We start from the raw sequence: 20,874 nt of genomic DNA, 5'->3' as shown, positions 1-20,874 counted from the left end.
ATACAACCTATATTCATGGGAAAACTTGCCTGTTACTAAAGTAAGTTACGTTGAACCAGACTCAAACTACCTTTGAGCCCTTCCTTTCTCATCAAAAGATATATTCTTATTATTTCCGGAAACCTTTGACCTCCCGAATAAGTAGGTTACGCCAAGACCGAATGTTTGATAATGATAATCGGTTCTTTCCGTCTGTACAAATTCATTAAAGCGTGCTTCATATTTGTTAACACTCCCCAGAAAGTAGGAGGGGTTGATGATCAACTTATCCCTAAGCAACTTTAATCTGGCACCCACCCTGAAATCACGTTGAGTGTAAGTGTAAGTATTTCCGCTGGTTGAGGGAAGGTTTTGACTATAGTTAAGATAGAAGTTTAACAGTCTGGTTACCTTGAAATTGTTATTGACACTAAACGATGTAGAGGTTCCGTTCTGAGCTGAAATAGCCGCTATTTTGGATTTTGAAGATGAATAATAAAAAGAGGCTGAACTGCTATTTTCCCACCAATTAAAAAAGGTACGGTTTATGGAAAGATAGGTGCCTACGTTATCCCTTGTTATAAAGTTTCCTCCGCTTGAAACCACTAACGGTCCCTGAATAGTTGTCAGTGCTGAATTTACATCACTTGCACGTTGCTTAAATACAGTGAATGAAATCAAGCTTTTATACAGGTAGTTAAGTTCGAAATTGTTACTGTACGAAGGTAGGAGCAATGGGTTCCCGGTAAAATATGTATAAATGTTTGTGTAATAGGCGAATGGATTTAAAGAACTTAAACCCGGTCGGTTAATCCGCCTCGAATAATTAGCAGACAGCGTATGGTTTGCATTGGCCTTGTAAACAATATATGCCGTTGGAAATAATGATCCATAGTCTCGCTTATTGCGTTGGTCTAACGTAGGCGAATAACCGTCAGTCATCGTGTATTCGTAACGCAATCCCGCCTTGAATGTCAGTTTCTTTGAAAGTTCAGATGACAAACTGAAATAGGAAGCCAGGATTTTTTCGGTGTAATTGTATTCGTTGCTGCGTGTCTTATCCAACAAGTAGTCCTGGTTCAAAAAATTAAAGTACTGCACGGCTGCAGTGTTATCAAAATTGGCGAACTTGACTCCTGTTTCTATTTTAGCCCATTTATATGGTAGTGTTAGATCTGACTGAATAGAGAAGATGTTGTATTTTGAAGCGTTGTTATTGCGAACTGCTGCATAGGTGCTTTCAGATGCTGAAACAAAATTATTGCTCACTTCAGGCCTGTTCGTGAAAAAATTGACAGAACTGCTTAATTTCTTTCCAGCCGAATCAATCTTTAAATCGTGATATAAATTGATGGTCTGTGAAAATATAGGCCTGAATATTTCGCCATTAGTGTTCAAAACTGAATCAACAGCATTGCTTTTGCCGTAGCTATAACGATTTACAAAATCATCTCTTTCTTTACTTTGTGAAATATTATAAATAAAACCAATGTTGTTGTGTTTGTTTAACTCATAATCGATGCTTAACCCTGCCTGCAAACCAGGTGTAATTGATATGCGCTCCTCGTCACTAAGTATTTGACTACTATTCCCAACCATATTGAGCGCATTGTTCATGATGTTGTGAAATCGTGATTGGCCAAAAGTAAACGAACCGTTAATTTTTTTTGAGCGAAAGAACAGCGCCAGATTGTTGTTGTAGGAGTCGTAGACACCTTGCCGATATGTGGCACTCAATGAACCGCGCCAGCCCAAAGATTCATTTTTCTTTAAGACAATGTTAATTAGTCCCCCATTCCCTTGTGCCTCATATTTTGATGGTGGATTGGTAATGATCTCAATTTTTTCTACATTTTCTGATCTGAGGGTTTTTAGGTAGTTGGTTAATTCTGCTCCACTTAAGTAGACTATTTTTTCATTGATCATTACGCCCATACCTCCTTTACCCACCATAGAAACGCCATTATCGGAAACCTTTAAAAAAGGTGCCACCTGCATAGCCTCAAAGAGGGAAGAACCATTTGCAACTATACTGTTGTTCAAGTTAAATATCCATCGATCTACCTTTCGTTCTAAAACTGGACCTTTACTTGCAATCGTGACTTCCTTGAGCGCTGTTGATTGCTTGCTGAGAATGATATCGTTTAATTTAACTGAAGAGCCGTTAAATGTAATATTGTTTAACAACTGGCTATTATAGCCCATGGATGAAACTTTGACGGTAAATACTCCGCTTTTTAAATTACTGAGCTCGAAATAGCCATCTTTGTTACTTACCTCATATTTCACCGCAGTTGAGTCTGCCGCGTTTAATACGGTTATGGTTGCATTTTCAATTCCACTGCCTCCTGTTTCTATGATTCTGCCGGAAATAGCCTGTGCAGAACTTTGATAAATTATGCTGAAAAGCAAAAGACAACTTAATGCGGTGGTTTTGTAAAAGGGGGAGTTCATACTAATTTTTGATTGGTTTATCTAAAAGACATCAACCAAAAAAAAATGTTGCATTACCCTATAAATGGAGCTGACTGGTCTAATATCAAGTTATGTTCAGTTTAACTTGTGCTTTGGATTCTAGTTGTTTAGTAATTCTAATTCATGAAGCTGCTGTTTTTCCTTTTCAGATCGCCTCGAATATTTTAAGTACCGATTAAAATTAGTGTAATCCCAGGTTGTCATCTTGCCAGTTTGCGCAATCTTGGTAATATAATCTCTCTTAAGTTTCTCAAAATCAGCAGGATTAATCATGATCAATGCGGCTGTTTCCAGGTAGTCTAGGTATTTTTTGTCTGAATACCTGGGCTTACTTTCTTTAAATAACCTAATAATTTTTATCGCTGTGTCTGGCTTATCGGCCATCAAAAGGATCTCTGCGTAGTTCGCTAAATCTATAGTCGGAAAACGCTCAAATTCTCTCCGGTACTGCACTACCGCACTGTCAATATATCGCTTACTCAAAGCCAATTCGCCCAGTTCCATGTAACTTAAAGCTGCATTCAGAGAACTTTCTCTGTTTTCCCATTTGCTGCCAAATATTGCATGAGTATCAGCAGCTTTTACCTCTTGTCCTAATGCCCGGTAAGAAGAGGCAATCAGCGCTTCTGTTTCTCTTGCTATTGAACCACCTCGCATTCTTCGGGGTTCCGCAATCATGAAATTATTCAAGTCGTCAATGGCACCCTGAAAGTCTTTTGTTTCAAAACGGGCCCTGCCAATGCCAAGCCAATAAACGTTTTCCTTGTAAAGCTGTTGATTGAGTACTTTGGCTTTTTCTGCATAAGCCACGGCTTTATCAAAAGACCCTGATCTGGATATAGATCCGACCGTTTTGCTTAGTGCGACGGCCATTTCTTTATCGGAAACTTTTAACCAGGGCACTTGGTAGCCAAACTCCTGAAATAAGATTTTGGCATCTGCATTACTATTAATTTCTTTTTCAATAAATCCGGTATCGATAGTTAAAGGGTTATTTCTTAGCTTTATGTTGAACCATTTCATTCTACTCATTTCAATGGGTAGTGTGGTCAGTTGATTGTTACTCAAGTCTAATATAATCTGAGTTTGTTCCCATGGTACATTAGCTGGTAATGACTTCAATCCTATATTAGATAAATTGGCTTCCAGAAATGGCTTTTTCGGTTTGCTGAAAACGACCTTGTTGATGTTATTTCCATCCATTTCCGTATTGTTTTTCAGATTAAGATCTCTCAAAATTGTATTATTGGCTAAACCTGGCGGCAGTTCTTTAATGAAGTTATTTTCTAAATCCAGGTGTTTCAGAAAGGCTAAATTCCCCAACCCGTCTGGTAGTTTAGCAAGCTTGTTGAATCCTGCCGATAAATTTGTTAGCAATTGATAGTTACCGAAGTTTGTAGGCAAAGCTTTAATTAGGTTAATATTAATGGCCAATACCTTTAACTGATATTTAATATCGTCCAGTTCCGGAAAGTCTGTGATTTTGTTCTTGGCCAGGTTTAAAAATTCAAGTCGTTGAAGGTGCTGGACGCCTTGAGGAAAAGCTGTTATTTTGTTTGAACTGAGATCAAGATGCGTTAGGTTTTTGAGTTTTACCCAAGTTGGTGATTGTACATTTGTTAGTTGATTGTTGTCTAAGATTAAACTTTGCAGGTTTTCTAGCAAGCCCAAATCTTCAGGCAAAGTCGTCAGCGTGTTTGATCTTAATTTTAAATATTGGAGCTTTGTTAACTTGTTTAATGAAGGTATTTCTGAGATTGAGCTCGAAATAGTCAGTTTTCGTAGTTGCGAAAGCTCATATAGACCAAGTGGAAGCCTCGCTGATTTTATATATTCGTAATAACTGCCAGTAGTTGATCTAATGTAAACTTCCTCCAACTTTGTAAGTGGCTTAAAAAAATCAGGCCAGGCAGAGACTATACAGTTTTCTATGTATAGCTTGCGAAGCTTTGTGAGCTTTGCAATGCTCATCAGTTCTTCTGGATGTTTTATGAACCGAAGACTTCCCTGAAGAAATAGTGAGTCGAGATTTTTAAATTGACCGAGGTCAGTCATACATTGTGAAGTGTCGTAATTTTGATAGAGCTTCAGCGATTTAAGTCCCTTCAATGGAATTAATGATTTAAGCAACCTACTGCCAGGCGCCATTGTCGCTGAAAGACTTAGCGATGTTAAATTATCAAATTTTTTAAATGCATCTTCACCTTGTACATACCCTTGGAAATCGAGTAATTCCAGCGTATTCAATGATGCTAATTTATTAAGCGCAGTGCCATCACGAATAAATTCTTTATATCCTGCTTCAATCTTGGCCATACGCCATGTAGAGTTTCTCGTATCTAGCTGGAGCAGCTGTGGAGTAAATAGTTTTACAATTTTAATTTGGTTTGGAAGAGAAATCTTTGTCGGAAAATCAGCAGTATATCCTGTTAAATCTACTCCAATTAGTTTCGGTAAACCTTTTAATTTCTTGAAAGTATCTTCCGGATCAAGGTACTCTGAAGCCTTTATTGATATGAATTTTAGATTTCGGAGTTTAAGCAATTCATCTGGCAAATGATATGTTTTTCTGGGCGGGTTTGGATAACTCTCTTCAGTAAAATTGAGCATTTCCAGATTCGGGAACTGGCTTAATAGTTCAAAGACTTTCACCAAATCTGTAGTATCTTGTGGTATTAAAAACACAGTTTTCACTTTTCCCTGATGGTGGTCTTTGATGAGTTGTTTTAACTTTTCTACTTGTTCTGAATGAATTGACACATGCTGATAGCTAAAAGCGTCCTGCTCTTCTTTGAATTTTGCCGGCAGTGTAAAATCAGTTTCTTTTTTTCGAATGTACTTATCGTAGAGTACCTTGTATTCTTGTGCAGATGTATTAGGACAACAAATTAACAGGAAGCCTATAGAAAACAAAAGAGAGAGGAGGGCGAAGCGCTTCATATATGCAGGAATGCTTGATTATAATAGTATTTTCAAGGTGATATTTGGTTTGATCAATGAAGATAGGAATAAGTTCAATTAGAAATGCCATATTATACGTCGAAAGGAAAGAAACAACAACGATGAGTGCAGCTGAACATAAACTCGCAGAACCTGATAAATCGCTTTCAGATTATATTTATTGTTTTTCGGCAGTAAAAGATCTTTCGAATGTAAATCAGGGAGTGATTTTCCCGAACGGAAGGGTTGATTTGACGTTTTACAAAACCGCAGACAATGAATTTCATATCTCCCTTTTTGGTTTAGAAACAAAGCCTAAACTTTTACCCGTACAAAGTATCTCAAAGTTTTTTTCAGTGAGTTTTAATCCCATTGCGATTGAATACATCTTCAACCATCCAATTGCCGATATTTTAGATAAAGAGAAGGTTTTAAAAGATGATTTTTGGGGTTTCAGTGTTGAAGATTTGAACGATTTTGATGCTTTCTGTAAAAAGATATCGGAAAAAACTCAGTCTCTTCTGCCAATAGAAATTGATGAACGAAAGATCAAACTGTTTAAGTTAATCTTTGAAAGCAACGGCGAAATGAGTGTTAAAGAACTTTCCGAAAAACTGTTCTGGAGCGCAAGGCAAATGAATCAGTACTTCAACCAACAATTTGGACTTTCCTTAAAAGCCTATTGCAATATTCTTCGTTTCCAGGCTTCACTTTCTCAAATCAAGGAAGGTCAACTATTTCCGCAACTCAATTTTTACGACCAGTCGCATTTCATTAAAGAAATCAGAAAGCATTCAGGTGTGTCGCCGAAAGAACTTTACAAAAATGAAAACAGCCGATTTTTACAATTTTCGGTCGGGGATAAGCAATAATTTTACAGCATAATTTGAATGAACTATGTTGCTACAAAATAAGAAAGTCGCAGTTATTGGTGCAGGACCAGTTGGGCTGACCATGGCACGTTTGCTTCAGCAAAAAGGAATAGACATCACCGTATACGAGCGGGATACGGATCCAGAAGCAAGAATTTGGGGTGGAACGCTCGACTTACATAAAGGTTCTGGACAGGAAGCCATGAAAAAGGCCGGCTTGCTTCAAACTTATTACGACCTGGCTTTGCCCATGGGAATACATTTTGCCGACGAAAAAGGAAACATCTTGGCTACCAGAAATCCCACGTCTGAAAATCAGTTTGACAATCCGGAAATAAACAGGAACGCTTTAAGAAAAATGCTGCTGGACAGTTTAAAAAACGATACCGTGTTGTGGGACAGTAAATTAACTGACATCAGTATCAAAAACGGAAAATGGGCTTTAGACTTTGAAGGTAAATCTAGTGCTACCGCCGACCTGGTAATCATCGCCAATGGCGGAATGTCTAAGGCAAGAAAGTTTGTTGCTGATACTGAAGTGAAAGAGACTGGTACTTTTATTATTCAGGGAGATAGCTATCAGCCAGAAATCAACTGTCCGGATTTTTTTAACCTCTGTAATGGCAATAGGTTAATGACCGCACACGAGGGCAACCTTTTGGTAGCTAATCCTTTCAACAACGGCGCACTATCTTACGGTGTCATTTTTGAAAAGCCAATAGAATTGGACAACGCAAAAGGATTTGATTTTCAGCATGTAGAAAATAGTATTGAATTTCTTTTATCCAGGCTTTCAAACTGGAGTGAAGAATATAAACAGCTCATTCGTTCAACTACATTTTTTGTAGGGTTGCCAGTAAGAATGTTTCCGTTGGATAAATCTTGGAAAACGAGCAGGCCATTACCCATCACCTTGATTGGTGACGCTGCCCATTTAATGCCGCCTTTTGCCGGACAAGGGGTAAACATCGGGCTAATAGACACTTTAATTTTGTCCGAAAACCTCACGAGCGGCAAATTTGAAAGCATTGAACGCGCGATCGATGATTATGAACAACAAATGTTTTTTTATGCCAGGGAAGCGCAACTGGAATCAAGCAAGAACGAAGTAATGATGCGTGATCCCAACTTTTCATTTCAACAACTTATCAATACGTGATGTAGGAAAAACAGCATGCTGCTATTCTTCATCGGCAGAATTAACCTATTTACCGATACATCAATACATACTGAGCATTTGGTCGGCATCTTTAATTATGCTAATGAAAACATTAGTAATGGATAATTTTAAAATGTATCAGTTATGGAAAGAAAAAGATTCTTGAAAAGCCTAATCATAGGCGCCATCGCAGGTCCTTCAGTAATGGAAGCCTGCAAAAAATCTACGGCAACTCCCGTTGACGATCCATCTGGAACAGGTACTGTGACCAATACGGGCACCAGCAATACCAGCTGTACGGTTGCCCCTACAGAAACAGAGGGTCCTTTTCCGACTAAAGTTCCTGCCTCGTATTCCCGAACCGACATTACGGATGGCAAGAGTGGATACAAGATGACCGCTAAGCTAACCATCAATAGCAATTGCTCGCCCCTGGCAGGCGCAATAGTAGACATATGGCATTGTGATGCAGAAGGAAATTATTCTGAATATGGAGGCAGCGGCATGCAAGCGACCAATTATCAGTCTGTACATTTTCTTAGAGGCAGGCAAGTTACTGATGATAAAGGCGTTGTTAATTTTACTACTATTTTCCCGGGCTGGTATTCTGGAAGGGCTACCCACATTCATGTGCATGTTTACAGCACATCCGGCAACTCTATAAAGATTACCCAAATTGCATTTCCTGAGGGATCTGGCTCAGCCGTTTCGCTTGTTAACGGGTACAAAAAAGGGATGTCAGGCTATACCACCAATGCAAATGACAATGTCTTTAGCGACGATATGCTGAAAATAGAAGTGGCTACGGTAACGGGTAGTTTAGCAGATGGTTTTGCACTGGCAATGACTATTAATGCTTCGTAAAGATGGAAAACTTGTCATCACGCATCTTTCTGCAGGAGCTACAGGGTTCCAGCTTTTTGCAGTCGGAAAATGATACTTTCTTTGGCCTGGATTTATTTACAGACCATGTTCTTGCGGCCTCATCCGTTTGCAGCTTTGAGGTACCCGCAAACACCTGTGTAGTTATTGTCCCGGTTACAGGTGCATTGATTTATAGTGATGATAGCGCGCAGATTGATTTGGAGGCAGACGCCGGGCAAACGGTATTGACATGCAGCACTTCTGCCTTCAAATTAACACTGCAAAACCCATTCGACGAACATGAAATCAATTTCCTTCTTTTCAGAATAAAAGCGGATGTTAAAACACCACCGTTTAGGGAGGTCATCAGTTTCGAGCTCGACCAATCGAGGAATCTGCTTAATAACATTCTCCCTCTATTTGAATTGCCTTTTAAACTAAGTATGGGTCAGTTCCAGGGCAGGCAGGAGGCAGTTTGTCCATTACTTGATTCAGGGATTTTCTGTTTTATAATATCAGGTGCATTTGAAGTTCAAGGAACGTTGTTACATGCTAAAGACGCGCTTGCAGTGTGGAATATCTCCGAAGCAGAAATAGAGGCACTGAGTAACAATGCCACTATACTAACCATCGAATTACCTTATATTTGATCATGATTCGTGTTAAGGCATCGCAAGTATTGATCCATTCAGCTGCCTGGCTGCTGTTTATTGCCACGCCACTTCTTTTCATGACCCAAGGTCAGCCCCTGATCAACTTCCCCTCATCTGCACTGCTGCCTTACTTGCAGTTCTGTGTGGTTTATATGTTGATTTTTTATTTTCATACCAGCTGGCTGATCCCTCAATATTTCCTTAAAAAAAAATACCTCAATTATTGGCTGTCGCTGGCGCTGATGCTGATCATCGTTTTCTTTATAAGGCCCTTTGATGCCTTGATGAAATTAAGCCGACCTGATTCAGGTCCGCGGCCTGAGATGACGATGCATCGCCCGCCACCACCATTACCATCCGGTCAAGGTTATCAAATGCCGCCGCCAATTCCCAGGGCAGAACCAGGTTTTGAGGGTGATGATCCCGGCAGTGCAATGCGAAATGAGGGGCGTCATTTTGACATCACCAGTATTTTTATTTTCGTGATGATCATTGGTCTTGGCTCAGCACTTCAATCGATCAGGCAGTCCCAATTATTTGAAAAACGAGCTATTGTTGCAGAAGCTGAAAAAGCGAATGCAGAACTTGCATTTCTCAAAGCTCAGATCAACCCTCACTTTTTGTTCAATACGCTCAACAACATTTACACGCTATGCATAACTGGTAGCGAAAAAGCAGCAGAAAGTGTGATGAAACTTTCCAACATCATGCGGTATGTAACCGATGAATCGGCAGCAGATTTTGTACCCCTTCAGGATGAGATCGCGTGTATCGACAATTTCATCGCATTGCAAAAACTCCGTTTGGGTAAGAAAGTCACACTGGACTACGTGGTGACAGGTGATCCGGGAAATCATCGCATTACACCGCTATTGATGATGACCTTTATAGAAAATGCGTTCAAGTTCGGACTGAGCAATCACCTGGAAGCCACCATACGCATTGGAATTGAAATCCTGCAGGAGAAAATTATCTTCAGCACTGAGAACCAACTGTTTGAGCATAAACAACAACAAGCGCGGTTTGGGATAGGCATTGAGAACACCAAAAAACGGTTAAATCACCTTTATCCTGATTCCCATACCTTGGACATTGATGTTAAGGACGGCTTCTTCAAAGTTCTTTTGATTTTAAAATCAAAATGATATATTGGGAAGTAGTTAACAATGTTTTATGGCGCTTAAATGTGTAGCGATTGACGACGAACCACTTGCCCTTGATCTGATCAGGAATTATGTAAACCGCATTCCTCAGCTGCAGCTTGTTGAAACATTTGAGGATGCAATATCCGGTATTGAATACCTGAACAAATATCCTGTTGATTTACTATTCCTGGATGTAAACATGCCCGATATTTCTGGTATCGATTTGGCAAGGGCGCTTCTCCAAAAACCGCTCATTATTTTCACTACAGCCTATCGGGAGTTTGCTTATGAAGGATTTCAACTGGAGGCAGTGGACTACCTGTTAAAGCCCATTGAATTTGATAGTTTCTCCAATGCCGTTAAAAAAGCAATAGCCTATAAAAAATTTATTGAACAGCCTTTGGCAGAAGCTGATGAGCAGGTGATCTATGTACATTCTGAATACCGGCTGGTTAAAGTTTTATTGCGCGATATTGAGTACATAGAAAGCATGAGCGACTATGTGAAAATACATTGCGGGCAAGCAAAACCTGTTTTAACCCTGATGACCCTGAAAAAGGTAATAGATCTACTTCCGCAGAAACAATTTATACGAATCCATAGAAGCTACATCATAAATTCCGCTAAGATTAGATCAATCCAGCAAAAAAAGGTACAGCTAGATACGATTGAGCTTCCGATAGGGGAAAGCTATGCTCCTCATATCACATTAAAAAAGAGCTGATCCATTGGTATTGGTTTTACGCCGCATTTAGGGTTCTTCGATATGGCGTTTATAAAAAACTGTCTTTTCTGGCTGTTTGCTCTGTCTTTGGTCTGTGTCGGCTCTGTGTATTCACAAACAATACAGCCAGTAAACACAGAATATAGACCAAAAACAGTGTTCTTTGTATGCCGGGCGTATGCAAAGGTTACCGAAAAAGCCTAAAAGGCTCTTAACAATTAATGCTTATGTGTCCAAATTTTCACTAATCCATTCCTGGCATTTTGACCCCAATAAATATCAGGCACAGCAGAGGAGATGAAACTTATGCCCCCAATAGTCTGCTTACGAAGGTTAGCGATTACTTTCCTGCACTCCGTATATGGTATGGGTTTGCCGTTTACGTAAAGAAAAGAGTCTCGAGTATCTCGGACTGCAAACCCCAATATGAATGCGAAGTTTAAGTGTAACAGTAAAATATTTATATTGTATAATTATTACACGCATACCACTTATAATGATTATGAAAAAAAGCACAGTAAAGCAAATGCACAATGTGGGCATCGTTGTAGCATCGCTTGATAACGCAATTGCATTCTTCACTGAAGTTGGCCTGACATTGGAAGGCAGGGGTATGGTTGAAGGAGAATGGGCCGGACGGGTTACCGGACTGGGAAATCAATCTGTAGAAATTGCCATGATGGTCACTCCCGACGGACATAGCCGCCTTGAACTCTCGAGTTTTCTTACTCCAGAGGTTATATCCGATCACCGCACTGCGCCAGTAAATTCATTGGGTTATCTGCGTGTGATGTTCAACGTTGAGCATTTGGACGAACTTGTAGAAAGGCTACTTAAACAAGGTGCTGAGCTTGTGGGCGAGGTAATGAATTATGAAAACGTTTATAGGTTATGTTATATCAGAGGGGTAGAGGGTATTTTGGTTGGTCTGGCAGAAAATGTAGGATAGTTAAAGGATTAGGATCATTTAACCAATTCTACGAAAGATTTTTGTAGGTTTAGGCTTATAAAAACGCCAAATGAATTTCAAATTAACAGTTCTCTTTTCAATTTTTTTTATTACTGCAGCTTTTGCAAAAAGCCCTTTAGCTTTTCAGGTATCGGATAAACTAATAAAGTCTGATACGGCAAAGAAAGACACGATACCGGCAGATTTTCCGGGAGGCATAAACTTATTCTACGAGTATTTAAAGACTCATGTTAAGTATCCGGTAGCTTCAAGATTAAATGGATTGCAGGGCAAGGTTCATTTAAAATTTGTTATTGATACCGTTGGCAATGTGACTAACGTTAAAATATTAAAAAAGCTGGACAGGTATACTAATCTGCAAGCAGTTCGTGTTGTAACGCAGAGTCCTAAATGGATACCCGCCACAATAAAAGGTAAGAAAGCTAAGTTTATATACAACATTCCTATTAGTTTTTCCGACACCAGCTCTTCTAAAGGCGCTGCAGTAATGGTTAGCGGTAAGCTGCTGAAAAATAATAGACGCGTGGCGAAGTTACCTCTTGATACCATGCCTTATCTTATTTTACCTGAAAACTTAACTCAGGCTGTGTTTGGTCCAAAATATAAGCGAAAGCTTTTAGTATTCAATAAAACTAACCTCGACATAAATGGTTATGATGAAGCGCAATTCAAAGACGCATTTAAGCTTCTTCAAAATATTGATACAAGTAAAGTACAATTGAATGTATATCATAAGGATTTGCCATTAGACCAGTGGAGCAAATACCTAAATAAAGACAGTATTCTGAGCATCTTCATTTACCCTGCCAGTGTTTCTAGACCATTCGACCAAAAGAAGCTTGGTACTGTCGTTTTGATGACTAAAGCCGGACTTGAGAATGATAAAAAAACAAAGCGGGATTTGATTGATAACATCTTGGCATATAGAAAGGATTTTCGCAACCCGCCTAAAGAGATGATAGCAATTGACGATTATTACTACAATCCTCAGTTGGTTTATAACGGCCTAGATACCGCAATAATAAAAACTGTTAATCTTGTTGATTCTGCCAGAATTGTGAGGATGTATGGCACGAATTTTAAATCCGGATGTTATTACATCTATACAAAAAATTACAACCAAAATAAGTATGCCCTTGATCGCCAGAAGTTATTTACCATGATTGATCAGTACAAAAAAACGCAAATAGCATCTGTTGATGATCAGTTATATTTAAATAATTTCCCCATTGATTTCAAATCGCTAAGCGCAGTGCCGGCAAAGGACATAGCATATGTAAGGATGATTACTAATGAAGAAACTAAGGCTTATATGGGTTATGTGCCGATGAGAAACTCCATATTTATTCACACCACGCAAGAGTATATTGATAAGAGTCCGATAGAAGTAAGGATAGCACCACCGCCAGACATAAAGAAATAATTAATCTTCCTTTGTTAATTCAGCGCCAGATATTACTGCCTCCGTTAGTACATTCGTATCGATGTCTTTAAGCTTATTGAATTTAATGCAATACCCCGTTACATTAGCTTTGCCAATCTCATTTCCATAAGTTTCGACTAAGTATTTTTTGTCTTTAAGCCCCATAACGTAAACAGAGATTCCAGTCTTGTTACCACTCAAACCAATTTGAAAAAACTCCTTTGTTTTAACGTTAGCATATTTTATAGTGTACTGCCCGTAGCCAATTGTTGGATTGGTGAGCACTTTTCCTTCAGCATCTTTTCCATCATCAAACCAGAGCTTGGCATTTGGTAGTGCATTGAGTAGGAGGGTATGCAACGTTTGCATCTCAGTACGTTTAGGTTCATCATAACTCAGAAGGTAATTCTCAATTTCTTCTTTTACGTTCATTTATTCATCAAATTAATGGTTGCTCAACTTACTTACATTAAAGTTCGTAAATATAAATTAGGTTTATGTTGTCGTGTATACTATATTTGCGACAACATAAATAGTTATCATGAGAAAATTAGATTTTGCGTCTCTTCAAGTTAGGGATTTAGAAGTATCAAAAGGCTTTTACACAGATAAGTTGGGCTTCGAGTTGTCTGAAATGTCAAACGCACATGCTTGCATTTTTAAGTACAACAAAGGTGAAGCAAGTTTCGCAATTAGAACACCTATTGGAGATTTAGACGGTAAAGAACTGGGGGTTGGTGCGTCAATTTGGTTTGCAGTTGATGAAAAAATTGAAACACTGCAAACCAAATTGTCTGAAAAAGGAGTGGTGATTTTAGGAACAATAAACAATACCCCTTTCGGCAAAACATTGATGATCAAAGATCCGGATGGTTACGTGATCACACTTTTTGAGCCAACAACTGTAAATAAGGATTAACATCAATGCATCATGCCTAAAGAAATAGAATTTCATTTTAAAAGTCCGGCAGATAGCCCAGGTTATCTGCTCGGACAAGTCACCATGTTATGGCAGCGAAAGCAAAAAAAGGTTTTGGACCCGCTGGACTTAACGCAAACACAATTTGTATTACTGGCTGCATTAGGCTGGCTGTCTAAGAAAAGTAAGTCAGTAACCCAAATTGACATTGCCAACCAGAGTAATGCTGATAGGATGATGGTGTCAAAGGTTTTGCGTACTTTAGAAGATAAAGGTTTCATTACCCGTAAAGAACACGAAACAGATACAAGGGCAAAGGCAATTGAACTTACTTCTTCCGGAGCTGTTGTATTGCAGAAGGGACTCATTGAGATTGAAAATGCTGATCTGGAGTTTTTTGCAAGTTTGGATACTCAACTCTTTGCTTTTAATAGGAGTATGGAGCAACTTATCGAAAAGAATACGGAGTGAAGAAGATTTCTCTTCTTTACTTAAGATCCAGTCAGCGTTATTTTGATCAGTTAATAAATGTTAAATAACGAGGAGAAATTTGTTGATCTCGTATTTTTTTTGTCTTTTCAGTAAACGAACTCCGACAATGAAAAAAAACATTTTACTCGCATTTTTATTGGTTATAGCAATTGGCTGTAAAAAACAAGAATTTAGTAAAGATGATACTAATTTATATAAATGGAAAAGGGAATTGTACAGAGCGCCCGTTGATAAGGAAGGCCCAGCGATGTTCTACAACAGAGAAGGAAAGATTGGAACAGATCATACCGCAGTCTTTCTAAACTCAGACTTTGTTGTTTTGACCGAGTATCGCAAGGATAAACAACAAGATAGTATCTACAGGGCTAGTGCCAAAGTGTTGGTTTATAAGTACGAGAAATTGGAAAATGTAAGTAAATAAATACAAGTTGATTAAATTATTTTGGTGTAATTATGTAATAATTACTAACCCTACATTGATGCAATCATTTTCAATAGCATGTTTCCTTTCTATTTGTATAGCTTTCAATAATCCGGTTGATGCACAGTTAGTACAATCCGCTTTGAAAGTTACCCCAATCAAGGTGGAGGATGCTGCAAGGTATATTGGTAAGTTGGTGTCGGTTAATTACTCAACGCATAGAACTGTCGATGATGGCAAATCTTTACTGATATCCAGAAAAGTGATTGCCAAGGAAAAACCTTTGACCATTGTTGTAACTGGCGAAGCAAGGAAGCAATTACTTGATGATCAAAGATTTCGCAGAAAATTGAACACCCAGGTTAAATCCCCATTGGACACGAGCATAACCGCAATTGGCAAAATCGTTTTGTATCAAGGTCAATTGAAGATGCTCGTCGACAATCCTAAAAAGGTCTATATGGGTGTAGATCTTTTCTTAGATACGCCATGATAAAAACCTGCTTTCTGTTTTATTTTGTTTTTCTCAGTTTTATTTGCTTTTCGCAGGCTAAGGATTCCTATTCCGCTTTAGTGATCAACCGAATAGAGCGCAGCGCCGGAGACGTAGATACCAGTCAACTGCTGTACTGCATGGACAAAGCAAATGAACGACTTTCGGTGTATAAAATTAGAAGTGGCGTGGTTTCTGAAGCCATGACTTATTATCTTCAGCTATCAAATAATGGATTGTTTTTAGTTTGTAAACCGTTAGTTCCTGGTCAGCAAATGAAAGATAGCCTACGCATCGCGTTTTTAGATAAAACACAAACGCTCCGAATTAACAATAATGATAACTACACGTTATTTCCTGACTATTATAAACTGGTTAAGCGGCAAGTGGAGTCTCGTGGACAAATTACCGCCTTATTATTTCTTTTATCAGATGCTATAGGCGATTATCCTATTTCAAATGTGCTGCCGCTATTGGAATTTTACCCTCAATCAAATAAACGCATCCGCCAGGCCAAGGTTGTCACTCAACGCAGTCAGGCTGATGTGCAGGATACCTGGGTATGCCAGTATTATTACAACAAGTCGAATAAGCTGGACTCGGTGAATGCGAGCTCTTCTGAGGAAACCCGGTTTACTAAGAAAATCCATTACAATGGGGCTAAAATTAGCTCAATTGATTCTTATTTAAATATCGAGAGCAGACAAACAGTCGATAGATCAATCAGCTATAATAGAACCAATCGCTATTTGATCAAATCGCAGGAACGCTTTTATGAAACCGGCAAGAACCGGGAAACGATTAGCACGGTTACGTCAACACAGCACTACTCAGGTATGCTGAGAAATATGGAACCATCAATAAAAGAAGTTCTTGAACTTTTAAAACGCAAAAAGCCATATGACAAGAAAAGGAAACCTGTCCAAGACTTGTTATTGGGATCCCATGGTAGGGGATGTTGATTTTGGTGGTTGCGATATGACCCAGTACAAAGTGACGCTATTGAAGTAAATTTTATAGACGCGCATTTAGGTAGTATTCGCATATTATCCTATCTTTAGTCAGCCGTCAACTCTGCTGTGCGGTTGTCGGTTAACCAAGTATAAATTATGCGTCTTAAAATATATCTGTTATGTATTTGGGTTTATTCCATTCCGACATACCTTTTTGCACAGAACAACACGAACTATCAATTTTCTCATTTAGATATAACGAACGGTCTTTCCGATAACCAGGTCAATTGTGTTTATAAAGACAAAAAGGGCTTTATGTGGTTTGGTACTACATCTGGCTTAAATCGTTATGACGGCAATAAGTTTAAAGTATTTAAACGTGATGCCAAAGACCCAAATTCCTTGGCAGAAAACCATGTAATGAGTGTAGCTGAAGGCCCCGGGGATAAGTTATGGGTTTTTACACACAGCAATATTAGCATTTACGACCCAATAGTTGAGCGTTTTTCCAATGATATCCCGGCAGCGCTTGCTCACTTTAACATTCCAACCAGCCCCATTACCAGGGTAAAGAAGGATCGTCAGGGTGAGTTCTGGTTTGCAACTGATAAAAAGGGACTCTACCGGTATAATCCTAAAAGTAAAAGGACCGTTTTTTATAGCGCTGCAAAAAAATCCGTAGCCGTGTTACACTCCAACCAGGTCATTGATATAGTGACCTCCCAACCCGGTTCTGTATGGCTTATTTATAGTGACGGCACGATAGAGCAGCTGGATACAAAAGCTAATCAAATTATTAGCCGTTATGATGGGCTCGCTAAATCCCTTTACAACAAGCCCAGGAATTTTATCATGATCATGGATAATAAGCAAAACCTATGGGTTTGTTCTGATGAAGGGCCTATTGGGGTATATTGCTATAAAACACGATCAAATACGCTAGTTCACTATAGTAAGGATACCCCAACTGGAAAGCTGAATTCCAATGTCATCACCAGCATCATACAAACTGATGATGATAAGATTTGGGTGGGTTCTGATCATGGTGGGATTAACGTGATTGATCCGGCTACCAATCAAGTATCGTATATTTTGAGCAGGGCTGATGATGCCAAATCGTTAAGTGGAAATAGCCTCTACTTGTATAAAGACAATACCGGAATCATTTGGGCTGGTACTTTTAAACAGGGCGTAAATTACTACCACAGGGGGATTATGCAGTTTCCTCTTTATAAGCAGCTGACTACCAACCCCAAAAGTTTGCCCTTCGAAGATGTGAATACTTTTGAAGAGGATGAAAAAAGAAACTTATGGATTGGCACCAACGGCGGTGGACTCATCTATTTCAATAGGGCTACCAATACGTATACGCAGTATAAGCACGATCCTAATAATCCAAACAGTCTTGCCAGTGACATTATTGTTCGCTTGTTTATCGATAAGCAAAAGAAACTCTGGATCGCCACCTATTTTGGTGGTTTAGATTGCTATGATGGGAAGACCTTTACACATTACCGCCACAATAAAAATGATCCGAACAGCTTGACAGACGATCGGGTATATACCATTATAGAAGATGTTCGGGGCGAGTTATGGGTAGGTACATTTTCAGGAGGTTTGAACGTATTCGATCCCGGCATCAATGGCTTTAGACATCCTAAAAACCCGGGTAAGTCTGAATATACTTCCTATATCTATGAAGACAGGCAGCAAAATAAATGGATTGGCAGAGACAGGGGAGTTGATGTAATTCTTAAAAACGGAAAGGTTAGGAGTTATCTGTCAGATCCTAAAAATCCAAATAGCCTTGTTGGGAATGATGTTAATACCATTACTGAAGATCGCAAAGGGCTAATATGGATCGGAACTAAAGATGGATTGAGCATATTAAATACCAGAACCAACAAGTTCCTGAATATAGAGGAAGGGGTGAACCTGCCAGCAAACAATGTTTCCAATATCGTTGAAGATTTCTCCGGCCGGATGTGGGTAAGTACCACCAATGGACTTTCAAGTATTTTGTTGACCGAGGTAAATGGGAAGTACAAAGTAGATATCAATAATTACAACGAACTGGACGGACTACAAGGCAGGGCCTTTAATTTGTATTCTGCCAAACGTTTAAGAAGTGGTGAGTTGGTGTTTGGTGGGCTCAACGGTTTTAACCTTTTTGATCCGCAGACCCTAAATATCTTCAAACCCAAACCAAACCTGCAGTTTACAGATCTCAAACTTTTTAACAAAAGTGTTGTTGCTGGCGACAGCACAAATGGCAAGGGCATTTTGACCAAAGCTTTTTCTGAAACCAAAGAGATTACCCTGCAGCATGACCAGAATGTGTTTGACATTGAGTTTGCTGCTTGTGATTATTTTAACCCGGACAAAACTAAGCTGGAATACAAACTGGAAGGTTTCGACAATGCCTGGATCACTGTGGCAGGCAATGAGCGGAAGGCTACCTATACCAACCTTGATGGTGGGGATTATACCTTTAAAGTGCGAATAAAGGATCCTAACCAAATTCAGAAGGGCGAAATTTCCATGAACATTACGGTGTTGCCACCGTTTTTTAAGTCGCCCTTAGCTTATGTAAGCTATGCAATTTTGTTCATATGTGGTTTGCTTTACATTCGCCACCGCGGCATCCGTAAGCTTAAGCATGAATTTGAAAGTACGCAGGCGAGTTTGGAAGTGGAGCGTAAAATTGCCGAGGAGCGGGCGGAAGCCCGCAGAATGCATCAACTGGATTTGATGAAAATTAAGTTTTTTACCAATGTGAGTCACGAATTTCGAACCCCACTTTCCTTAATCTTACTACCTATTGATAACCTGATTAAATCCATCAATAATCCTGATCAGTATAAACAGCTTGTGACCATTAAAACCAATGGTAAACGTTTGCTGAACCTGGTTAATCAGTTGCTTGATTTCAGGAAAATGGAATACAATGAGTTAAAGATCAATAGAAAGCAAGGCGATATCATCAAGTTTATTAAGGAGGTTTCTGCGTCTTTTATGGACATTGCCCAGCAAAAGCAAATAGAATTTTTGATGGAGAGTGATGCCGATGGCTATGTGACCAAGTTTGACCACGATAAAATAGAGCGGATCTTATTTAACCTCCTTTCTAATGCTTTCAAGTTCACACCTTCTGGCGGGCAAATTACGGTGATCGTTAATTTACTGCATGCAGCGAATCTTGAAGACAAAAATCATCTGGAGATAAAGGTTATTGATACCGGGATCGGCATTGCCGCAGAAAATCAGTCTAAGGTATTTGATCGCTTTTTTCAGGATGACATGCCGGAGAGCCTGTTGAATCAGGGCAGCGGTATAGGCCTGTCCATCACCAAAGAATTTGTGAAAATGCATGGTGGCTCCATTGATCTGGAAAGTGAACCCAACTATGGTAGCTGCTTTACCGTAACGCTACCTGTTGAACCGCCTTGTGATGTAATTGAACCAAGCATTGCTGCTGTTGAGGAACCGAAAGTAGCTACTCAAATTCCTGCAAAGGCAACACCTAAATTGCCGGGGACAAGTAAAAAGGCGACTATCCTGTTGATAGAGGATAACGATGACTTAAGGTTTTATTTAAAAGACAATTTGAAAAACAGCTTCCATATTATAGAGGCGGTTAACGGTAAAGACGGATGGCAAAAGGCACTGTCTATGCATCCTAAACTTATTGTAAGTGACATCAGTATGCCTGAAATGAATGGCATTGAGTTGTGCAGGAAAATAAAGGCCGACCCACGTACGGCCACCATTCCTGTGATCTTACTGACTGCGCTCACGACGGAAGAGGACCAGCTGGCAGGTGCCGCCAGTGGTGCTAATGACTATGTGCTAAAGCCTTTTAATTTTGAGATACTCCTGTCCAAGATCCACAACGCTTTACAAATGCAGCAAACGCTGAAAACTACCTATCAAAAACAAATTGAAGTGCGGGCGGAGGACATCCATATTGTTTCTGAAGATGAAAAGTTCCTGAAGAATGCTTTTGAACTGATAGAACAGAACATTACCGAAGTGAATTTTTCTGTTGAGGAGCTGAGCAAACTGCTAAACCTGAGCCGGGTTTCATTGTATAAAAAGTTGCTGACTTTGACCGGAAAGACTCCGGTAGATTGCATCCGTACGGTACGTTTGAAAAGAGCTGTGCAGCTGTTGCAGAAGAGCCAGCTGAGTATTTCTAATATCGCTTATGAGGTTGGTTTTAATAACCCTACCTATTTTGCTAAGGTATTCAAAGAAGAGTATGGGCAGCTCCCTTCGGAATATATTAATGAGTTTAGAAAAATAAACGTCTGAAAATTAGAGATTTAACGTAGGTTAACATTTGTTGCATAAACGTTAACATTTGTGTTATCCCATCTAAACGCAGCACTG

The 20,874-nt window shown here is 39.3% G+C and carries 17 protein-coding genes; 14 read left to right on the top strand and 3 right to left on the bottom strand.

The window, feature by feature from the left end:
• Nucleotides 1-66: 66 nt before the first annotated feature.
• Together ACXZ1K_RS13495 and ACXZ1K_RS13490 are read right to left on the bottom strand one after the other, a co-directional pair.
• Nucleotides 67-2,433: a TonB-dependent receptor domain-containing protein gene (locus tag ACXZ1K_RS13495; RefSeq protein WP_458970193.1), complete on the bottom strand. Its 2,367-nt coding sequence runs from the start codon at nt 2,431-2,433 to the stop codon at nt 67-69.
• Nucleotides 2,434-2,553: 120 nt separating this feature from the next.
• Complete coding sequence (locus ACXZ1K_RS13490) at nt 2,554-5,394, bottom strand: leucine-rich repeat domain-containing protein (protein WP_458970192.1); 2,841 nt, start codon at nt 5,392-5,394, stop codon at nt 2,554-2,556.
• Between the two features lie 56 nt (nt 5,395-5,450).
• On the opposite strand from ACXZ1K_RS13490, the gene ACXZ1K_RS13485 reads away from it, so the two are divergent.
• From ACXZ1K_RS13485 to ACXZ1K_RS13450, 8 genes are all read left to right on the top strand, one after another.
• On the top strand, nt 5,451-6,266 hold the full coding sequence (locus tag ACXZ1K_RS13485) for a DUF6597 domain-containing transcriptional factor (RefSeq protein ID WP_458970191.1): 816 nt from the start codon (nt 5,451-5,453) through the stop codon (nt 6,264-6,266).
• Nucleotides 6,267-6,291: 25 nt separating this feature from the next.
• Complete coding sequence (locus tag ACXZ1K_RS13480; protein ID WP_458970190.1) at nt 6,292-7,425, top strand: FAD-dependent oxidoreductase; 1,134 nt, start codon at nt 6,292-6,294, stop codon at nt 7,423-7,425.
• A gap of 144 nt (nt 7,426-7,569) precedes the next feature.
• Nucleotides 7,570-8,289, top strand: coding sequence for a dioxygenase family protein (locus ACXZ1K_RS13475; RefSeq protein WP_458970189.1), 720 nt, complete (start codon nt 7,570-7,572; stop codon nt 8,287-8,289).
• A gap of 2 nt (nt 8,290-8,291) precedes the next feature.
• The gene (locus tag ACXZ1K_RS13470) at nt 8,292-8,939 is read left to right on the top strand and encodes a pirin family protein (RefSeq protein WP_458970188.1); all 648 of its coding nucleotides are present in this window, start codon (nt 8,292-8,294) and stop codon (nt 8,937-8,939) included.
• 2 nt (nt 8,940-8,941) lie between these two features.
• Complete coding sequence (locus ACXZ1K_RS13465; RefSeq protein WP_458970187.1) at nt 8,942-10,087, top strand: sensor histidine kinase; 1,146 nt, start codon at nt 8,942-8,944, stop codon at nt 10,085-10,087.
• 28 nt (nt 10,088-10,115) lie between these two features.
• Nucleotides 10,116-10,811: a LytR/AlgR family response regulator transcription factor gene (locus tag ACXZ1K_RS13460; protein WP_458970186.1), complete on the top strand. Its 696-nt coding sequence runs from the start codon at nt 10,116-10,118 to the stop codon at nt 10,809-10,811.
• Between the two features lie 502 nt (nt 10,812-11,313).
• On the top strand, nt 11,314-11,760 hold the full coding sequence (locus ACXZ1K_RS13455) for a VOC family protein (RefSeq protein ID WP_458970185.1): 447 nt from the start codon (nt 11,314-11,316) through the stop codon (nt 11,758-11,760).
• A gap of 70 nt (nt 11,761-11,830) precedes the next feature.
• Nucleotides 11,831-13,204 (top strand): energy transducer TonB, encoded by a 1,374-nt coding sequence (locus ACXZ1K_RS13450; RefSeq protein WP_458970184.1) that lies wholly within the window; start codon nt 11,831-11,833, stop codon nt 13,202-13,204.
• On the opposite strand, the gene ACXZ1K_RS13445 is transcribed toward ACXZ1K_RS13450, so the two are convergent.
• A complete protein-coding gene (locus ACXZ1K_RS13445) occupies nt 13,205-13,636 on the bottom strand; it encodes a DUF1801 domain-containing protein (RefSeq protein WP_458970183.1) in 432 nt (143 codons plus the stop codon).
• Nucleotides 13,637-13,745: 109 nt separating this feature from the next.
• On the opposite strand from ACXZ1K_RS13445, the gene ACXZ1K_RS13440 reads away from it, so the two are divergent.
• From ACXZ1K_RS13440 to ACXZ1K_RS13415, 6 genes are all read left to right on the top strand, one after another.
• Nucleotides 13,746-14,123, top strand: a complete 378-nt coding sequence (locus tag ACXZ1K_RS13440) for a VOC family protein (protein ID WP_458970182.1) — start codon at nt 13,746-13,748, stop codon at nt 14,121-14,123.
• A gap of 12 nt (nt 14,124-14,135) precedes the next feature.
• On the top strand, nt 14,136-14,594 hold the full coding sequence (locus ACXZ1K_RS13435; RefSeq protein ID WP_458970181.1) for a MarR family winged helix-turn-helix transcriptional regulator: 459 nt from the start codon (nt 14,136-14,138) through the stop codon (nt 14,592-14,594).
• Nucleotides 14,595-14,721: 127 nt separating this feature from the next.
• Nucleotides 14,722-15,036 carry a hypothetical protein gene (locus ACXZ1K_RS13430; RefSeq protein WP_458970180.1) on the top strand — a complete coding sequence of 105 codons (315 nt, stop codon included), beginning with the start codon at nt 14,722-14,724 and terminating at the stop codon, nt 15,034-15,036.
• Between the two features lie 58 nt (nt 15,037-15,094).
• Nucleotides 15,095-15,529, top strand: coding sequence for a hypothetical protein (locus tag ACXZ1K_RS13425; RefSeq protein ID WP_458970179.1), 435 nt, complete (start codon nt 15,095-15,097; stop codon nt 15,527-15,529).
• 80 nt (nt 15,530-15,609) lie between these two features.
• The gene (locus tag ACXZ1K_RS13420) at nt 15,610-16,491 is read left to right on the top strand and encodes a hypothetical protein (RefSeq protein ID WP_458970178.1); all 882 of its coding nucleotides are present in this window, start codon (nt 15,610-15,612) and stop codon (nt 16,489-16,491) included.
• A gap of 147 nt (nt 16,492-16,638) precedes the next feature.
• On the top strand, nt 16,639-20,796 hold the full coding sequence (locus ACXZ1K_RS13415; protein WP_458970177.1) for a hybrid sensor histidine kinase/response regulator transcription factor: 4,158 nt from the start codon (nt 16,639-16,641) through the stop codon (nt 20,794-20,796).
• Nucleotides 20,797-20,874 lie beyond the last annotated feature (78 nt).

This window comes from Pedobacter jaeyakensis (assembly GCF_054461315.1).
Note: the sequence above shows the minus strand (reverse complement) of the source record. Positions and strands in the feature narration are given on the sequence as shown.

Coding starts and splice junctions, on each gene's coding strand:
- ACXZ1K_RS13480 (WP_458970190.1), top strand. CDS start 6,292: ATGTTGCTACAAAATAAGAAAGTCGCAGTTATTGGTGCAGGACCAGTT.
- ACXZ1K_RS13450 (WP_458970184.1), top strand. CDS start 11,831: ATGAATTTCAAATTAACAGTTCTCTTTTCAATTTTTTTTATTACTGCA.
- ACXZ1K_RS13485 (WP_458970191.1), top strand. CDS start 5,451: ATGAAGATAGGAATAAGTTCAATTAGAAATGCCATATTATACGTCGAA.
- ACXZ1K_RS13415 (WP_458970177.1), top strand. CDS start 16,639: ATGCGTCTTAAAATATATCTGTTATGTATTTGGGTTTATTCCATTCCG.
- ACXZ1K_RS13435 (WP_458970181.1), top strand. CDS start 14,136: ATGCCTAAAGAAATAGAATTTCATTTTAAAAGTCCGGCAGATAGCCCA.
- ACXZ1K_RS13490 (WP_458970192.1), bottom strand. CDS start 5,394: ATGAAGCGCTTCGCCCTCCTCTCTCTTTTGTTTTCTATAGGCTTCCTG.
- ACXZ1K_RS13465 (WP_458970187.1), top strand. CDS start 8,942: ATGATTCGTGTTAAGGCATCGCAAGTATTGATCCATTCAGCTGCCTGG.
- ACXZ1K_RS13430 (WP_458970180.1), top strand. CDS start 14,722: ATGAAAAAAAACATTTTACTCGCATTTTTATTGGTTATAGCAATTGGC.
- ACXZ1K_RS13475 (WP_458970189.1), top strand. CDS start 7,570: ATGGAAAGAAAAAGATTCTTGAAAAGCCTAATCATAGGCGCCATCGCA.
- ACXZ1K_RS13460 (WP_458970186.1), top strand. CDS start 10,116: ATGGCGCTTAAATGTGTAGCGATTGACGACGAACCACTTGCCCTTGAT.
- ACXZ1K_RS13425 (WP_458970179.1), top strand. CDS start 15,095: ATGCAATCATTTTCAATAGCATGTTTCCTTTCTATTTGTATAGCTTTC.
- ACXZ1K_RS13495 (WP_458970193.1), bottom strand. CDS start 2,433: ATGAACTCCCCCTTTTACAAAACCACCGCATTAAGTTGTCTTTTGCTT.
- ACXZ1K_RS13470 (WP_458970188.1), top strand. CDS start 8,292: ATGGAAAACTTGTCATCACGCATCTTTCTGCAGGAGCTACAGGGTTCC.
- ACXZ1K_RS13455 (WP_458970185.1), top strand. CDS start 11,314: ATGAAAAAAAGCACAGTAAAGCAAATGCACAATGTGGGCATCGTTGTA.
- ACXZ1K_RS13440 (WP_458970182.1), top strand. CDS start 13,746: ATGAGAAAATTAGATTTTGCGTCTCTTCAAGTTAGGGATTTAGAAGTA.
- ACXZ1K_RS13445 (WP_458970183.1), bottom strand. CDS start 13,636: ATGAACGTAAAAGAAGAAATTGAGAATTACCTTCTGAGTTATGATGAA.